General features: G+C 61.0%; 16 protein-coding genes. 3 read left to right on the top strand and 13 right to left on the bottom strand.

Going from position 1 to position 16,303, the window contains the following annotated elements; genetic code table 11:
* On the top strand, nt 1–236 hold a 236-nt coding region (locus FDG13_RS20865), incomplete at its 5' end, for a hypothetical protein (RefSeq protein ID WP_218942663.1).
* Here the strand turns inward: FDG13_RS20865 and FDG13_RS07770 are convergent.
* The 6 genes from FDG13_RS07770 to FDG13_RS07745 all read right to left on the bottom strand — a co-directional run bounded on the left by FDG13_RS07770 (nt 229) and on the right by FDG13_RS07745 (nt 6,036).
* Nucleotides 229–1,233 (bottom strand): malate dehydrogenase, encoded by a 1,005-nt coding sequence (locus FDG13_RS07770; RefSeq protein WP_180126430.1) that lies wholly within the window; start codon nt 1,231–1,233, stop codon nt 229–231. The two genes, FDG13_RS20865 and FDG13_RS07770, sit on opposite strands and share 8 nt — an antisense overlap.
* A gap of 156 nt (nt 1,234–1,389) precedes the next feature.
* Nucleotides 1,390–1,977, bottom strand: coding sequence for an HD family hydrolase (locus FDG13_RS07765; RefSeq protein WP_180126428.1), 588 nt, complete (start codon nt 1,975–1,977; stop codon nt 1,390–1,392).
* Nucleotides 1,978–2,048: 71 nt separating this feature from the next.
* Complete coding sequence (locus FDG13_RS07760; RefSeq protein ID WP_180126426.1) at nt 2,049–2,990, bottom strand: AEC family transporter; 942 nt, start codon at nt 2,988–2,990, stop codon at nt 2,049–2,051.
* Between the two features lie 92 nt (nt 2,991–3,082).
* Nucleotides 3,083–4,234: a lyase family protein gene (locus FDG13_RS07755; RefSeq protein ID WP_180126424.1), complete on the bottom strand. Its 1,152-nt coding sequence runs from the start codon at nt 4,232–4,234 to the stop codon at nt 3,083–3,085.
* Between the two features lie 18 nt (nt 4,235–4,252).
* Nucleotides 4,253–5,128 carry a sugar phosphate isomerase/epimerase gene (locus tag FDG13_RS07750; RefSeq protein ID WP_180126422.1) on the bottom strand — a complete coding sequence of 292 codons (876 nt, stop codon included), beginning with the start codon at nt 5,126–5,128 and terminating at the stop codon, nt 4,253–4,255.
* Nucleotides 5,125–6,036, bottom strand: a complete 912-nt coding sequence (locus FDG13_RS07745; protein ID WP_255435154.1) for a 4-hydroxyphenylpyruvate dioxygenase — start codon at nt 6,034–6,036, stop codon at nt 5,125–5,127. Before FDG13_RS07745 ends, FDG13_RS07750 begins: the two co-directional genes overlap by 4 nt.
* Before the next feature lie 348 nt (nt 6,037–6,384).
* Here FDG13_RS07745 and FDG13_RS07740 point away from each other — a divergent pair, with 348 nt between their 5' ends.
* Nucleotides 6,385–7,185 (top strand): IclR family transcriptional regulator C-terminal domain-containing protein, encoded by an 801-nt coding sequence (locus tag FDG13_RS07740; protein WP_180126420.1) that lies wholly within the window; start codon nt 6,385–6,387, stop codon nt 7,183–7,185.
* A 72-nt stretch (nt 7,186–7,257) separates the two neighbouring features.
* On the opposite strand, the gene aroD is transcribed toward FDG13_RS07740, so the two are convergent.
* From aroD to FDG13_RS07715, 5 genes are all read right to left on the bottom strand, one after another.
* Complete coding sequence (gene aroD, locus FDG13_RS07735) at nt 7,258–8,040, bottom strand: type I 3-dehydroquinate dehydratase (RefSeq protein WP_180126418.1); 783 nt, start codon at nt 8,038–8,040, stop codon at nt 7,258–7,260.
* A 79-nt stretch (nt 8,041–8,119) separates the two neighbouring features.
* The gene (locus FDG13_RS07730; protein ID WP_180126416.1) at nt 8,120–9,589 is read right to left on the bottom strand and encodes an aldehyde dehydrogenase family protein; all 1,470 of its coding nucleotides are present in this window, start codon (nt 9,587–9,589) and stop codon (nt 8,120–8,122) included.
* The gene (locus FDG13_RS07725; RefSeq protein WP_180126414.1) at nt 9,586–10,437 is read right to left on the bottom strand and encodes a sugar phosphate isomerase/epimerase; all 852 of its coding nucleotides are present in this window, start codon (nt 10,435–10,437) and stop codon (nt 9,586–9,588) included. Before FDG13_RS07725 ends, FDG13_RS07730 begins: the two co-directional genes overlap by 4 nt.
* Before the next feature lie 26 nt (nt 10,438–10,463).
* Complete coding sequence (locus tag FDG13_RS07720; RefSeq protein WP_180126412.1) at nt 10,464–12,242, bottom strand: thiamine pyrophosphate-binding protein; 1,779 nt, start codon at nt 12,240–12,242, stop codon at nt 10,464–10,466.
* A gap of 231 nt (nt 12,243–12,473) precedes the next feature.
* Nucleotides 12,474–12,620 (bottom strand): hypothetical protein, encoded by a 147-nt coding sequence (locus FDG13_RS07715; protein WP_180126410.1) that lies wholly within the window; start codon nt 12,618–12,620, stop codon nt 12,474–12,476.
* Between FDG13_RS07715 and FDG13_RS07710 the strand changes: the two genes are divergently transcribed.
* Nucleotides 12,619–13,713, top strand: coding sequence for an FUSC family protein (locus tag FDG13_RS07710; protein ID WP_180126408.1), 1,095 nt, complete (start codon nt 12,619–12,621; stop codon nt 13,711–13,713). The genes FDG13_RS07715 and FDG13_RS07710 overlap by 2 nt on opposite strands.
* A gap of 131 nt (nt 13,714–13,844) precedes the next feature.
* Here FDG13_RS07710 and FDG13_RS07705 read toward each other — a convergent pair whose 3' ends face one another.
* Together FDG13_RS07705 and FDG13_RS07700 are read right to left on the bottom strand one after the other, a co-directional pair.
* Nucleotides 13,845–14,750: an SMP-30/gluconolactonase/LRE family protein gene (locus FDG13_RS07705; RefSeq protein WP_180126406.1), complete on the bottom strand. Its 906-nt coding sequence runs from the start codon at nt 14,748–14,750 to the stop codon at nt 13,845–13,847.
* 27 nt (nt 14,751–14,777) lie between these two features.
* A complete protein-coding gene (locus FDG13_RS07700) occupies nt 14,778–16,292 on the bottom strand; it encodes a tripartite tricarboxylate transporter permease (RefSeq protein ID WP_180126404.1) in 1,515 nt (504 codons plus the stop codon).
* Nucleotides 16,293–16,303 lie beyond the last annotated feature (11 nt).

The raw sequence follows: 16,303 nt of genomic DNA, 5'->3' as shown, positions 1-16,303 counted from the left end.
ACACCAGCCATCAAACGACCACCAACACAGTTGTTGATGGCCACGATCACCATGGCTCGGACGAATTCGTGTCGCCAAATGTCAACGCCACCTTCGTCGAAATATTTCTGCCGCCCAGACTCCTAGGGGGACTGACTGTTCTGGAGCGAGCATTTCGGGGAAAACTATGTCAGGAACTGCTGCAATCTATAGCCACATCCGGTGGCAATATTGGTCGCAATACGCACACTACTTGAACAGGTCGGGTAACAGCGGCTTCACCACGGCCAGTTCTGCTTGTAATTCCTGCACATTGGTCTTGATCTTCTCAAGCGCAAACGCGTCAATGGCCAGGTCGGCCACGATCTGGTAGTCACCACCGCTGCAGACCACCGGGAAGCCGAACACCAGCCCTTCTGGAACACCGTAAGAGCCGTCGGAGACCACCCCCATGGTGGTCCACTCGCCGTGTGTGCCCAGCCACCAGTCGCGCATCTGGTCGATGGCGGCGCTGGCCGCTGACGCTGCGGCGTAATGCCCCAGGGTGGCCAGAACAGCCTGGCCGCGCTGGTCCACGGCATCCACAAAGGCCTCCTGGTGCCAGGCGCCGTCGCCCACCAGGGTCGACGCCCGGTCGCCCTGGCTGAGTGCAAAACGATCATCGGCATAGACGCGGGGTGAATGGTTGCCCCACAGCGCCAGGCGCTGCAGGCTGGCCACCGGTCGTGCGGTTTTGTTGGCCAGCAGAGCCAGCGCACGGTTGTGGTCCAGGCGTAACAAGGCGGCAAAGTTGCATGCCGGGATGCGGCCGAAACTGGCTGCCGCATGTTGTGCCACACAGGCATTGGTGTTGCACGGGTTGCCCACCACGAGAACCTTGCAGTCCGGGTGGGCATGTTGGCCGATGATGGCACCTTGCACGGCAAAAATCTTGGCGTTGTCGTTCAGCACATCAAGACGCGCCATGTCCGAGCTGCGCGAGCGTGCGCTCACCAGCAAAGCAATCTGTGTCCCCGTGAACGCTAACACCGGGTCGTCTGTGGCCAACACACTGGCCAGAAGCGGAAAAGCACAGTCCTGCAGCTCCATCACCACGCCCTGCAAAGCGGTTTTGGCGCGCGGCAAGTCAAACAAAACGAGCTCGATGGGTTGGTCCGCACCCAGCATGTCGCCACTTGCCACCCTGAAGAGCAGGGCATACGCCACGCGACCAGCAGCACCGGTGACGGTCATGCGAATCGGGGTCTTTTTCATGATGTCAGTGTACTCCGGCGGGTGTGGCTGTCAGGGCTGAAACACGCTGTTGGCCCGTGGGTTGCAGCCTGGTTCAACGCCGTTTTGATCCGCCGGAAAATGGCAGCTGGCACAGGTCCGAATCACCTGGTTTGGCGGATTGGCCGGTGGTGGCGCTCAGGGTGTTGGTGGTCTGGCAGACGTGGCTAGCCTGTGACGCGTTTGTTCATCCAAGATGCGGCGCAATTGTGCGAGCAAGGGGATGGCGGCGGTGTGTTTCTGGCCGTAACTCAGGTTGAAGGCGTAGTCAAAATCCGGCGGGTTCTGGCCCTGGTTGTGTTGGATGAGGGTCTCCAACTTGTCGAGCGCTTTCACGGCGCGGGCCTCGGGCGAGGCGGCCTGTTCGTAGTCGTCCCACAGCGCTAAAAACTCGGCTTGAAGCGCGGCGGGCAGCGGGTGCATCAGTTCGATCAGGTCGCGGCGTTCGTCGTCTGATTTGCCGCCGCCAAGGGTTTGTAGGGTGGCCGGGATGTCGCCGTGTAAGGTCTCCCCCAGGTCATGGATGACACACATTTTGAGCACCCGCTCGAAGTCCAGCGGCCCCAGCACATCCTGCAACACCATTGCCATCAGACACAAACGCCAGGTGTGCTCCGGCGTGCTCTCCTGCCGCCCGCTGGAGGTAAAGGCGCAACGCAGCACTGTCTTGAGTTTTTCGGCCGCCTGGATGAAGGCTAAGCGGCTCTGAAGATCGGCATCGGTCATGAAGGTCTCCTGAAGCTGGTCCTCGCGTTATACAACCAGCAAGTCAGTCGGCTGGCCCGGTATGTCTGCAGCTAATGGGTGAGCCAGAGCAGGCCGCTCAGCGTGAAGAATGAGATCACCGTGGTGGCCAACAGTGCCGCAGCGCCCAAGTTTTCCTTGCCGTAGCTTTGGGCCAGAACGGGGTAGATGCTCATCATCGGCATGGCGGCCAGCATCACCGCTGCCAGTTGCAAATGTGGGGCCAGCGCAGGCAGCCCGATCAGCGGCAGCGCCAGTGTGGCCAGGGCCACGGCCAGCGGGTGCAGCAGCAGCTTGGCCACCACAATCGGCGCAATTTGCCGCCCCATGCCTTTGAGTGGCAAACCAAACAAGGTGCCGCCAATCACAAACAAGGACAAACCGGCGCTGGCGGTGGCAAACAGATTGATGCTGCGTGACAGCGGTTCGGGCAGCTGCCAGCGCATCAGCGCCACTGTCAAACCCAGGGCCAGGGCGACGATGAGGGGGTTTTTGACCAGTTGCCAGGCGGTGCGCTGCAGCATCTGCCAACCGTTGCCACCCTGGTGGCGCCCGCGTTCTGCCAGCACCAGCAAGAGTGGGATCACCACCAGGTTTTCCACCATCATGTTCAGTGCCAGCGCCACCGCAGCAACCGGGGCCAGCGTCAGCAGCAAAATCGGGTAACCGATGAAGCTGCTGTTGGAACAGCTCATGCCCATGGCCGCCATCACGTTGTCGGTGCTGGGCAAATGCTGGCGCTTGCCCCAGGCCAGACCCAGGGTGATCACGAACAGCGTGCCAACCAGGTAAGCCAGCAGGTAGCTGACATTGAGGATGTCGGTGATCTCGCGTGTGGCCACGGTGCTGAACAGCAGCCCGGGCAAGGCCAGCCGGATGACAAACTGGCCGAACACCCGCATGTCGGCCCGGCTGAACCAGCCAAAGCGGGTACAGACATAACCCAGTGCAATGGCCAGATAAATGGGACCGGTGATGGACAGAATGCTTGTCATGGTGTTGCGGCCAAAACATCGGTATCCCGATCAGGCGCCGTATTGGAGAAAGAAAACGCAATAAATGTTGCCGGATGGCCGAGGGATTGGCATCAGGACGCGGTGATGGCGTGCAGGTCCAGGAGGTGTTGGCGTGCCAGCTCTGCTGCCTGCTGAGCCAGTTCGGGCGCAAAAAGTGCGGCGGGCTCGCGGCTGGGGGCTGCCGCACGGCGCGCCTCCAGGTGGCTGCGCATCTGATCTGTGTTGACCTGCAGACCGGTCAGCGCCAGCGCCATGGCACGTGTGGCACCGTGGGTTGACATCAGCAGTGTTGGCCACTCTGCCAAAGCCGCCTGCCAGTGGCCCAGGCCACCGTCATGGTCCTGCGCCAGGGTCAGCAACAAGCTGCTCAGACACTGTGGCATGCGCTGGGCAGCGGCCAGTGCCACGCTGCAGCTGTTGTCGGGCGGTGTCAGCTCAGCCACCTCATACTGGGCCAGTTGCAGCATGTTCTGCGCCAGGCTGGCCAGACTGGCCACCAGCAAAGCCAGCTCACAGGCAAGCGCCACCCATTCGTCGCGCTGGGTACGCCATGGCAGGCTGGGTGCCTTGAGTTTTAACTCGCTCGCCATCAGCGCCAGCATCTGCTGGCCCTTGCCTTGCAATTCGGCCTGAGGGCCTGCCAGGCTACCAAATTGCAGGCTCAAGGCTTTGTCGGCGGCCAGGCCCAGGCGCTGCTGGGCGCGTTGTAGTGGCGCCGCCCACTGCACACACTTCAGACCGAAGGTGGTGATCGTGCTGGCCTGTAGCGGGCTTCGCGCCAGCATTGGGGTTGTCGCGTGGCTGTCAGCCAGCTCTTGCAGCCTGGTCAGGATGTGCGATAGGTCGGCCGAGATCAGGTCGAGTCCGTCTCGCGTGATCAACACCTGAGCGGTGTCGGCCAGATCCTGGTCGCTGCAGGCAAAGTGCACATAACGCTCGGCTTCCGGGTTGAACAGGCCCACCGTTTCACGCAGGCTTTTGACCAGCGGCTGGGTGGCGCTGCGGGCACTGCCGGCCTCACGCACCAGCTTCAGCACATCAAACAACTCGACCTTGCAGGTGCCCACAATCGATGCCGAGGCCGTCTGCGGAATCAGGCCGACGCTGGCCTGGGCACGCGCCAGCGCCGCCTCAAAATGCAGCATGGCCCGGACAAAATGACGGTCGCTCAGTGCCTCCATTACCTCCGAGGTGGACAAAAGCCGCTCAAACAGGCTGTTCATAGGGGTGGGGTGGCCTCATTAACCCGAGAGGCGGTGTTTGAGCCGGATCTGGTTGGGCAGTGGCACCGAGCGTTGTAACACCTCCTGCCCCAGCCACATGGCCGCATCCCAGGCCCGCTGCACCACCAGCGGTGCTGGCATCTGCAGGTAGTCGGTGTTGGCTGCCGACAGCCCATAGTCACCTCGGTAACCCAGCTGGTGCAATGTGGTCACCAGGGTGGCCAGCTCGGCGCTGTGTATACCTTCACCGGGGAACAGGCGTGTGTTGGTGCGGCTCGGGTCCAGCCGGTCCGCCAGCTGGACAAAAAACAGCTTCTCAGCGTCAAGCATGTCCAGGTCGTTGTCGGGTGAGGTACTGGTCAGCACCTCGGTGGCATCCAGGCACAGGCCCAGATTGGGCATATCGGCCATACACACCAGATCCCAGGCCTGGCCAAATTCTTTCACCACCTGCGCCTGGGGGTGCGCCCGGTAGGCAATGCGGATGTTTCTGGGAATGGCCAGCATGGCCAGTTGGCGCAGGTTGCGCACCAGCGTGGCCGTGTCGCTGGCGGCCGTGGCCAAGGTCGACGCATTCACCACCAGCAGGTGGCTCTTGAGCGCATGGCACATCTCCAGCAAGGCTTTGGCCACGTTGATCTTGTTGACCAGCAAGGGGCCGGACAAACCTTCATAGTCGTTGAGTGACTGAAAACCGCTGACCCGCAAGCCACTGGCCTGCACCGCTGCCACGGCGCAGTCCATGCCACCCGGGTGGTTCACCAGGTCGCTGCTGGACAACACCATCTGGCTGAAGCCTGTGTCACGGGCGGCAACGAGTTTGCCCTCCAGCGAGCCGGCCAGCGTGGCACTGTCCAGACCAAAGTCGTCCATGTTGGCGCTGTTGACGGTCATGCTGCAGACTCTTGCACGTTGTGAACAATCTCGAAGCTGACGCCACCTTGCAGCGTTTTGGTCAGGGCCCCACGCACATCGGTGTGTACGCTGGCGGATTCAACAAATTCCACACCCTGGCGCGACAGCGCCGCCACGGTGGCCAACACGTCGGCCGAACCCAGACCAATGCGGTGTAACCCCTCGTCATCGTCCACGTCCAGCACGCTGGCTTCGGGTTCGATCAGCTGGATATAAAAGCGCGACGACGCCGGGCAGGGGCTGCGCAAAATGCGCCCTTTGGGCAGGATGCCAAAGCGCTGCTCCGGCGGCAGGTCGGTAAAACCAAACAGCTCGCGGTAGAACTCGGTCCAGTCTTCGGTGCGGTCGTTGCCGATGTACTGCACCACGCCAAAAAAGTGCAGCCCGGCGGTGGCTGGCGGGTGCTGGTCAACACCGGGAATCGGTGTGAAGTCCACGTCGTAAATTGAAAACACTTTGTGCCGGTCGACAAAATAGATGCGGCTGGTACCCACGCCGTGCACCGCGGGGATGTTGAGCTCCATCACCTCCACGCGGGCGGGCACACTCCAGGCGCCGCGATCCAGCGCGCGCCGGTACGCCGCAGCGGCATCACGCACACGCAGGGCGATGGCGTTGATGACCGGTTTGTCACCAAGCGTGGTGCCACTGGCATGGGCATTCACGATGATGTTGATGGCACCCTGACGGTACAGCAAAACCTCGCGTGAGCGGTGCCGGGCCACCAGTTTGAAACCCATGTTTTCCAGCACCTGACCCAGTGCCTGCGGCTTGGCGGTGGCGTATTCGATGAATTCAATGCCGTCCAGCCCGACCGGGTTGGGCGCGTCGGTGATGGCTTCACGGTCAGCGCCGCAGGAGGTTGTGGGTGGTATCGCTGCCATCATGGTGTGTCCTTCAAGAATGAACCCGGGTCATTATGCCGATGCATGGGGCCGCTTTTTGGCGTGTGACACCTCGGTTGCACCCCTCAGCATTTGCCCCACCAGATCGCCCAGAATCAGGCAGATCCCCGTGTTGCCGGTTACACCAGGCATGGCCGCAGGCCAATGGGGGTAAGGCAGTCGTTGATCGTTCATAATGCCCATTTTGAGGCACTTTAGTTCATTGATAGTGCGCCAAAAAAACAAAAATGACGCCCTTTGAACGATTGACGTACTTTGATAATCGATGATTGAACGATTCAAGGGTAAGCCCCATGATGTTTGTCTAATTTTGAGATGGGCCTAGTTGCCATGCCAGAGACACTCGCCACCTTGCAATCCACGTCCTCGGGCGTTGCACTGGACAAACGCGACTGGATCGCCGGGCTGGAGAAAGGCCTGTCCATCATCGAAGCCTTTGACGATGCCAACCCGCGCATGACCGCCAGCCAGGCCGGTGTGCGCTGCGGCATGACACGCACCGCCGCCCGGCGTCACTTGCTGACGCTGAACTACCTGGGTTATGTGGCCACCGACGGCAAGTTGTTCTGGCTGACGCCGCGCGTTCTGCGGCTCGGGCAAAGTTATCTGGAATCAGCGCGTTTGCCACGCATCGTGCAGCCCTTTTTGCAGCGTGTGACCTCGGGTACACAGGAAATCGCCTACGTGAGTGTGATGGACGGTGACGACGTGGTCTACATCGCACGCAACGGCTCGTCCCGCGCCATGAACACCGGCATTGTGCTTGGCTCACGGGTGCAGGCGCAGGTGACCGCTGCGGGCCAGCTGATGCTGGCTATGCGCGACCCGGACTGGCTGGCCAACTGGCTGGCACACCACGAGCTCAAGGCCTACACCAGCTACACCATCAACAGCAAGGAGCGCCTGCGTATAGAGCTGGCGCGTATCCGCCAGCGCGGCTGGGCGGTGTCGGAGCAGCAGCTCGAACTCACTTACCGCGGCGTGGCTGTGCCGCTGATCGACCGGCGCGGCGACCTGGTGGGTGCCCTGAACGTGACCATGCCGATGGGCCACGAGAGCACCGAAGACGCTGTGGCCCGGGTGCTGCCGGTGCTGATGGAGACTGCGCGCGCCATGCGCAATTTGATCTGAGCCGTTTGTACTATTGTTTATATAGCTGTTAGCCCTTACAGCATAAGGGCTAGAAGGCAAAAAACCTTCTGACTACTTGTGCCCCATGGATGTGTTCACAATGCCCAGCACCGTGTTCAGGTCTTCAATTGGCACCTGGCCGGGGGCGGAACTGGCGGCGCCCACGGCAAAACTCAGGGCCGAACCAAACACGCCACCGATCATGCGGGTGACTGAGCCGTAGGGCCCCATCGACATGCTGATGAGCGGGATACGCAGCTTTTTGCTGGCCTGGTGGGTGGCGGTCAACAAGGTAAGCACATCGTCCATATCACGCGGCATGACGGCCACTTTGGCCACATCGGCGCCCAGTTGGTCGGCCAGCAAGAACTTGCCGGCCAGCGTTTCCAGCCCCGGTGTGAACGAGAAGTTGTGGAAGGACAGCACCAGCAAGATTCCGTTGTCGCAGGCGGCAGCCCGCACCTGGGCGACGTTGGCTGCGTCGTTGGCCATTTCATAGTCGATCAGGTCAATACATTTGCTCTCACACACCGCCTTGTACAAAGTGATCACCTCGGCCTCAACCAGGCCGATTCTTTCGCCACCCTCGATGGTGGAGCGGCGTGTGAACAACAGGGGGATCTTGCCCGCTTTGCTTTTGATAGCGATTGCCGCAGCAATGACGGCGGCTGTGTCGCCAATCTGCTCAAAAAAGTCAACCCGCCACTCGAGCACATCGGGTTTTTTGGGCAACACCACATCAAGTTCTGCCATGAGTTTGTCAAAACTGCGCCCGACCAGGGGGGTGCAGATCAGCGGGAATTTGCCACCCGCGATGGGTTGACCACCAAGTTCAATGGGTTTGGGTGTGTGCATGTTGGGTCTCTTCGAATAAAAAAGTGCCTGTGGGTGCCACGGGGCACCCACAGGCACTTTACGCCATGTTCCGGCTGATTTAGCAGGCGCTGGCCATGACTTCTGCGGTGAACGTCCCTTCTTCCAGGGCCGGGTCGTAAAAATCGCCAAACAGCTCCTGGTCGGAGGGTTTGTCTTCTGGAATGGGCACCGACACCCAGGTCGTGTTCATGTAGTGCTTCAGGCTCACGTTTTCGCTGATCACGTTGCCACCCCAGGTGCCGCAACCCAGGCTGCTGGTCATGGGCATGCCGTTGTTGAAGGCGCCCGCGTTGGCTTTGGATTGCGGCTGGCGCACCATCATGCGGCTCACCGGTGCGGCCATGGCCAGCTGGTGGATGTGATCTTGGCTAAACGAATAGATGCCGCAGGAGTGGCCCTTGCCACCGACGTTGTAGATGCCGCGCATCATGCTCAAAGCTTCGTCAAACGTGCCGTATTTGTAGACCGCCAGCAGGGTGGTGAGTTTTTCGCCAGAGTAGGGGAATTCTTTGCCAATGCCGTCGCCGTGCACGATGATGAACTTGCGGTCTGCCGGGATGCTGAAGCCAGCCGCCTCAGCCAGTTTTTGCGGCGCCACCGCCACGGTGTCGGCCAGGCGGTGGCCCTCGTCGTCCCACATGGCTTTGCGCAGGGCCGCCTTTTCGGCGTCGTTGGCGACGTAGCCACCTTCCTTGACCAGCTGCGCCAGCAAGGCCTCAAAAATGCCTTCCTGAATGATCAGGTTGCCGTCGGCCGAGCAACCCGAGCCGAAGTCGGAGGTTTTGCTCAAACGGGTGTTGAGCGCCGCTTCGGCAATGTTGGCGGTCTCGTCAATCACCATCGTGGAGTTGCCCGCACCGACGCCGTAGGCCGGGGTGCCGGAGCTGTAGGCCGCACGCACCATCGGTTGGCCGCCAGTGGCGATCACCAGGTCGGCCTGGGCCATCAGCGCTTGTGACATCGGGATGTTCACTCGAGTCAGGCATTGCAGCAGGTCGGGTGGTGCACCTTCTTTTTCCAGCGCTTCACGCATCAGGCGAACCGTCTCGAAGCTGGTCTTCTTGGCGCGCGGGTGCGGCGAGAAGATCACCGCGTCACGCGCCTTGATGGCGTAGATGGCGTTGCCAGCGGGGGTCAGATCGGGGTTGGTGGTGGGTACGATACAGGCCACGACACCAGCCGGTTTGCCATATTTGACGAGGCCTTTTTCGGGGATTTCTTCAATGATGCCGACACTCTTTTGGCGCAGCGCGTCGCGCAAAATGCCGCGAATTTTCATGCGTTTGCCCATGCGGCTGTCCGGGTCACCCAGGCGGCTCTCGGCAATGCCCTCAGCCACCAAGCGGGTGAAGGTTTTCTTGTTGGAAACCGCCCAGGCCACCGCCTGGCACAGGCGGTCGATGCGGGCCTGGTCATAGGTCTCGATGATGGCCAATGCGGCGCGGGCTTTGGCAAAAGCGGTGTCCAGCTCGTCGCGCTGTTCGGCGTTGATCTCGGTTTTTTTGAGTTCGGGCGGGATGGTGCTCATGCAGTGGTCTCCTGGCGGGTGTTGGTTTGTTGGGGAGCGGGTTCGGTGTCCAAATGCTGTTTGGCGGTATGCAGGATGTGGCGCGCCCAGCCCTCAAAACCGATCTTGGCGCAGACCTCGTCGTTGGGGATCTCCAGCACGTAGGTCAAATCCTGCGGCATCGCGGCGAGGATGTTTTCCACACCAAATTCGCCGTCCCCCGGCGCCAAGCGAGAGCTGCGTGCTTCAAATAGCGCAGCGCTTATGTCGGTCGGCATGGCGGTGAGCCCGTCGCACAGGTGCGCGTAATTGAACCAATGGCGCGGCAGCTCAGCCAGCGCCTGCAGGCTGGAGTGCGAGCGGACAAAGTGCAGCATGTCCACCAGCAAACCCGCGTTGGGGGCCTGGGCCGCTTCGAGCACGGCGGTGGCGGTGGCCAGGTTGCCGGTCTCCGTCCACCACGGGAACTCCAGATTGACCGTGATGCCCAGCGGCGCGGCCAGTTCACACAGGTGGGCAAAACGGTCATGGGCACGGGCGCGGTCTGGGTCGGGTAACTGGGCAATGATCTGGCGCGCGCCCAGCTCGGCGGTAGCTTCCAGCAGCGGCAGGTACATCTCGGGGGTGTGTGCGGGGTCCATGCGGGCCAGTTCCACGTCCCATACGGCCACGCCGGTTTGCGCCAGCGCGGCTTTGGTGGCACGCATGGCGGTGGCACTATTGATGATGGGATACAGCGGCTCGGTGTCGGTGACGCGCGTCACGCGCAGGCCCACATACTCGTAGCCGGTGCGGGCGGCGACTTCGATCAGGTCCACCGGTGGCAGGCTGATCGCGCTCAGGTGCGCCAAGGAATACAGGTGTTTCATGCTCTAGCCCTCGTAGCTATTGGGTTTTACGCTCTGTTTTGCAGAGTGCTGGTGTCGGCGTGGTGCACCTTCTTGCCGGGCGAGTAGATGTCCATGATGTTCCAGTGCCCGGCGGTTTCCACCGGAGCGTTTTGCATGGCCACGTCAATGACAAACGGGCGCTTGGCGGCCATGGCAGCGACGAGTGCGGGTTTGAATTCGTCGGCCGACGTTACGCGGATGCCTTCGGCGCCATAGGCGCGGGCGATGGCGGCAAAGTCGGCCTGGAACGGTGCACCATCCTTGTAGAAAAGTGTGCCAACCGTGGTGCCGAAATGCGCGAGTTGTAAGCCCGCAATCGTGCCAAACGCGCAGTTGTTCATGATGATCCAGATGACAGGCACATTGCTCTCAACCGCCGTGGCCAGCATCGCTGGGTTCTGGCCAAAACCGCCGTCACCCACCAGCGACACCACCACCCGGTCCGGGCAGGCCAGCTTGGCGCCAATCGCTGCTGGGGCACCAAAACCCATGGTGGCAAAGCCGCCAGGCGTCAGAATGCTGCCAGGGGTGTAGATCGGGAACTGCTGGCCCACACCGTTTTTGTTCCAGCCCACGTCGGTGGTGATGATCACGTCGCGTGGTAACACTGCGCGGGCGTCGGCCAGGATGCGTTCCGGGCGCATCGGGAAAGCGTTGCTTTGCTGGGCCGCCACCAAACCCGCATTGAAGCTGCTGCGGTTGGCCGCCATCTCGGCTTGGAGCGCTTCGTTTTTGAAACCTGCCGGGTAGCGCTGTTTGGCGACACGGTTGAGCACCTTGAGCGCCTGCTTCAAGTCCGCCACGGCACCAATTTGCACCGGGTAATTGCGGCCGATTTCGCTCGGGTCGATGTCGATGTGTATCAGCTTCGTTTTGCTGAAGTCGAAGGTGTAGTCGTTTTCCCACGAGCTGCAGTCAGCCTCGGCAAAACGGGTGCCCAAGCCCAGCACCAGGTCGGCGCTCAGACACTTGTCATTGATAAATTTTGTGCCCCAGAAACCGGTCATGCCCAGGATGAAAGGGTGGTCATCCGGCAACACGCCCTTGCCCATCAGGCTGTGGGACACCGGCAGGCTCATGTGGTCCACAAACTCCTGCAGCTCGGCCGTGGCATCGGCCAGCACAATGCCGCCACCCACATGCAGTTGCGGGCGTTTGGCAGCCACCAGTGCGTCGATGATCTGGTTGGCCACCTCGTCGTCAATGCTTGGGGTGTGTAGTTTGCGGGTGTGCAACTTGAGCTTGGCAAACAGTTCGACATCGACTTCTTTCGAGAAGATGTCCATCGGCACCGACACCAGCACCGGGCCGGGGCGACCACTCTCGGCCAGCTGGAATGCCTTGTCGATGATTTCGGGGAACAGGTCAGGCCGCTCAACCCGCCAGACGCGTTTGCAGAACGGGCGGTAGATTTCAGATTGGGCGGCGTCCGCATGCAGGTTGACTTCCTGGTGCGGGCCCTTGCCGTAATAGTGGCTGGGCACATCACCGGCAATCACCACCATCGGGACCGAATCCAGCGCCGCGTTGGCCACGCCGGTGGCGGCGTTGGTCAGCCCTGGCCCGAGGTGGCTGAGCACCACGGCGGTGGTCTTTTTGGCGCGGGCGTAGCCATCGGCGGCGTGCGCTGCCACTTGCTCATGGCGGGTGTTGATGAATTTGATGGGGCTTTTTTCCAGCGCGCTCAGCACCGCGATGTTGGTGTGGCCGCACAGACCGAAGATGTATTCGACGCCGCGGTCCTCCAAATAGCTGACCAATTGGTGGGAAATCAGTTCTTGCATGGTTGTCTCCGGTGGTGGCGCCGCATGTGTTGGTTAAGCTGCCAGTGATCGATGATCGACTTATTGGCGATGTTCTTCGGGGACTTTAACGATGCTGCTTAAATTGACAAATCAAAAAACACCCATTTCGTTCGTTAATCGCCGTTTATGGATCGATCAACGCACAAAACGAGGGTTTGTACTATTTGGTACAAAATGCGATGGCTGGCCCAGACCGGTAGGCAGCTGATGTCACAGATTGCCTTTGTTGATGCTGCGCATGTCGCGCACACCGGCCAGGTGCCATTGACTCCGACGCAGGTCGCCAAAAACACCGTGGCTATAAAATAGATAGCGCGACACCAGCGCATTGGGTCGCTGATGAACAGGGAAAAACATGATCAGTTGGCAGGTATGGCGCAAGCTGCAAGAGCGGATTCGGGTCGAGCTGACCCACCTGGCCACCATCCACCCCAGTGACCGGCGCTGGCAGATGCCGTTTTGCGCGGCACTGGCCTCGGGCCTGCCGCTTTTGATCGGCGCTTATTTCAACCACCTGAACTTCGGCCTGGTCTCATCGCTGGGTGGCCTGGTGTTTGTGTATTGCCCAAAGACGCCGCTGTCGCACCGCATGGTGACGCTGATGACCTGTGCGTTTGGCTTCAGCGCCTGTTATGCCTTGGGCTTGATGACCCACTTCTTTCCCGTGCTGCTGGTGCCGGTACTGGGCTTCATCACCATCGTGGTCACCATGGTGTGCCGGTTTTATCGGGTCGGCCCACCGGGAAGCCTGTTCTTCATCATGTCGGCTGCGATTGGGGCCTATTCGGGCATCGAGGTGGTGCAGGTGCCTTTGTTTGTCGGACTGCTCACCATGGGCTGTCTGCTGGCCTGCCTGATCGCCTTTTTCTACAGCCTCTTTATCCTGCGGCGTGAGGCTCCCCAGCCGGTGAGTCCTTTGCCACCGGCCAGCTTTGATTTTGTGATTGTGGATTCGGTGGTGACCGGTGTGTTTGTGGGCCTGTCACTGCTGCTGGCCCAAATGCTGCAACTCGACCGGGCCTACTGGGTGCCCGTGAGTTGCCTGGCCGTGATGCAGGGCATGTCCAAACGCGCCGTCTGGAACAAGCAGGTGCACCGCATCATCGGCACCGGCATCGGCTTGTTTCTGGCCTGGGGGCTGCTGATACTGCCCCTGGACCCGTGGCGTTTTGCGCTGATCATGATGGTGCTGGCTTTTATGACCGAAATGCTGGTGGTGCGCCACTACGGTTTGGCCGTGATTTTTATCACCCCAACCACCATCTTCCTCGCCGAGTCCGCACGGCTGGGCGTGGGCTCACCGGATGCGCTGCTGGCGGCGCGCTTGATCGACACGGTGCTCGGTTCGGTGCTGGGCTTGATCGGTGGCCTGTGCCTGCACAGCCCGCGCTGTCGGGACGCTGTGGGGCGACAACTGCGGCGTTTGGCGCCCACACGCCTATTGCCTTGAGGCGAGGTTGCCTGGCCACGCTGGTGCAGAATGGAGGCTCGCCACGAGGCAGTCGTTCTTCATCTAAACACAGCTTCAGTTTTAATAGCGAATAGCCCTTTTGGAATAAGGGCTAGAGGCCTATTTCATGCTTAATCCAGCAGGCGCGGTTCAACAATCCCTTGTGCACCCGGTCTGAACATCAGCAGCCGACCGGCATGGGGGTCGGTCTCCAGGTCTTTCTCACCGCGGCACAGCGAGGTCACCAGCATGGTTTGCCCATCGGCGCCGCCAAAGGCACACATGGTGGGTTTTTGCATCGGCAGCAAGATCTTGCGATCAAGCTGGCCCTGCGGGGTAAAACGCATGATGCAACCTTCGTCCAGGCCACACACCCAGTAACAGCCATCCACGTCCACGGCCGCGCCATCCGGACGCCCGACCTCCTGGCGCAGGTCGACAAACGGACGTTTGTTGCTGGGTGTGCCGGAGTCGGTGTCGTAGTCAAACTGCCAGAGCATGCGCACATCGCGGTGGGTGTCAGAGCAATACAAGGTTTTGCCGTCCGGGCTGAAGGCCGAACCATTCGGGATCGCAAAACCACCAAAGTCGGAAGTGAAAAGTCCGTCCTGACGGGTGAAACGAAACCAGCGCCCTGCCGGGTCACCGAGCGAGATGTCCATCACCATGGTGGACACCCAGAGCCGACCCTGCCGGTCACAACGCCCGTCGTTGAAACGCATGCCGGGTTTGGGATGGGTGATCGAGGCCAGGCGTGTCATGCCCGCGGCCCCGGTCTCACCGAGTTCCAGGTCAAAAATGCCGGTCTCGCAGCAGACCACCCTACCCCCGTCAGGGCGCAGCACCATGCTGCCGATTTTCTCAGCCACCGACCAGTGGCGGACTTCCCCGCTGGCTGGGTCCAGGCGAAAGACCTTGCCCGCCTGGTCGATCCACTGCCAGCAGGCTGTGTTGTGGTCCCAGACCGGGCTTTCACCCACGGCGTTGCGCACGTCTGGACAGATCAGGGCGTCAGCGCCCAATGTGCTTGTCTTCATCAGAGCATCCTGTACAAAGTGGGTTGATCAGGCTGGGCTGACGACGCCCAGACGGGCTGCCTTGCGCTTTTGCTGTAACCGGCGCAGCACCGGGTAGAACATCGACAACAAGGCGATGACCAGGAAGGTGGCTGTGATCGGGCGGGTGTAGAGGAAGTCGTAGCTGCCATTGGACAGCGACAAGGCGCGCCGGAAGTTGCTCTCGGCCATCGGCCCCATGATCAGCGCCAACACCACCGGTGACGGCGGGAATTCCCACTTCTCCATCAGGTAACCCAGCACACCGGCGGCCAGCATGATGCCGATGTCGAACATGCTGTTGTTGATGGCGTAGGTGCCGACCACACACAGCGCCAGGATGGTGGGTGTCAGGATCGACTTGGGCATCTGCAAAATTTTGCCGATGAAGCGCAAGGAGCCCAGACCCACCAGCAGCATCACCACATAACAGAACAACATCCCGGCAAACAGCGTGAACACCAGGTCGCTGTGGTCCTTGAACAGCAGCGGCCCGGGTTGCAGGCCCTGCAGTGTCAGCGCACCCAGCATGACGGCAGTGGTGGCATCACCGGGGATGCCCAGGGTCAGCATCGGCAGCATGGCGCCACCGGTACAGCCGTTGGCACCGGACTCGCAGGCCGCCACCGCAGACAACTCGCCCTTGCCAAAGTTCTCGGGGTGTTTGCTGAAACGTTTGGCTTCGTTGTAGGCCACAAAGGCTGCAATGTCAGCGCCTGCTCCTGGGATGGAGCCGATGAAAATGCCCAGACCGGAGGAGCGCAAGACGGTCCACAACAAACCTTTGTACACCGACCAGGGCGGGATGATGCGGCCCAGCGCGGCCGCTTTGTTCTTGAGCAAACCACTGGTTTCCATCGACTTGAAGGCTTCCGCTGCGGCAAACAGGCCAATCATCACCGGGATGAAGGGCACACTCATCAGCTCCACAAAACCACCGGTAAAACGTGGGAAACCTCCCATGGGGTCAAGCCCGATGGTGGAGATCAGCAGGCCGACAAAACCGGCCATCAGCCCCTTGACCAGGGACTTGCCCGAGATGCTGGCAATGATGCTCAAACCAAAAACCGCCAGCGCAAAGGTCTCGGACGCGCTGAACTCCAGCGCCACACTGGCCAGCAGCGGCGCCATGAACACCAGCACGATCACACTCAAGGTGCCGCCGATGAACGAGGAAATGGTGGCCGTGCCCAGGGCAATGCCGGCCATGCCCTTTTTGGTCAACTCGAAACCGTCAATGGCGGTGGCGGCAGCGGCTGGTGTACCCGGGATTTTGAGCAGGATGGCGGTCACCGAGCCACCGTAGACACCGCCAAAATAGACCCCGGAAATCATCAGCAGGCCCGACACCGGCTCCATGCCGAAGGTAAAGGGCAGCAGGATCGCCACCCCCATGGTTGCGGTCAGCCCCGGCATTGCGCCGATCACAATGCCCACGGCAACCCCAATCACTGACAGCAGCAGTGCCATGGGTTGGTGTGCCAAAGCGGCAAAGCCGTTCAACAGCAAACTGAGTTCTTGCATGGCTTGTCTCC

This window comes from Rhodoferax sp. BLA1, from assembly GCF_013416775.1.
Taxonomy (GTDB): Bacteria; Pseudomonadota; Gammaproteobacteria; order Burkholderiales; family Burkholderiaceae_C; genus Rhodoferax.
Note: the sequence above shows the minus strand (reverse complement) of the source record. Positions and strands in the feature narration are given on the sequence as shown.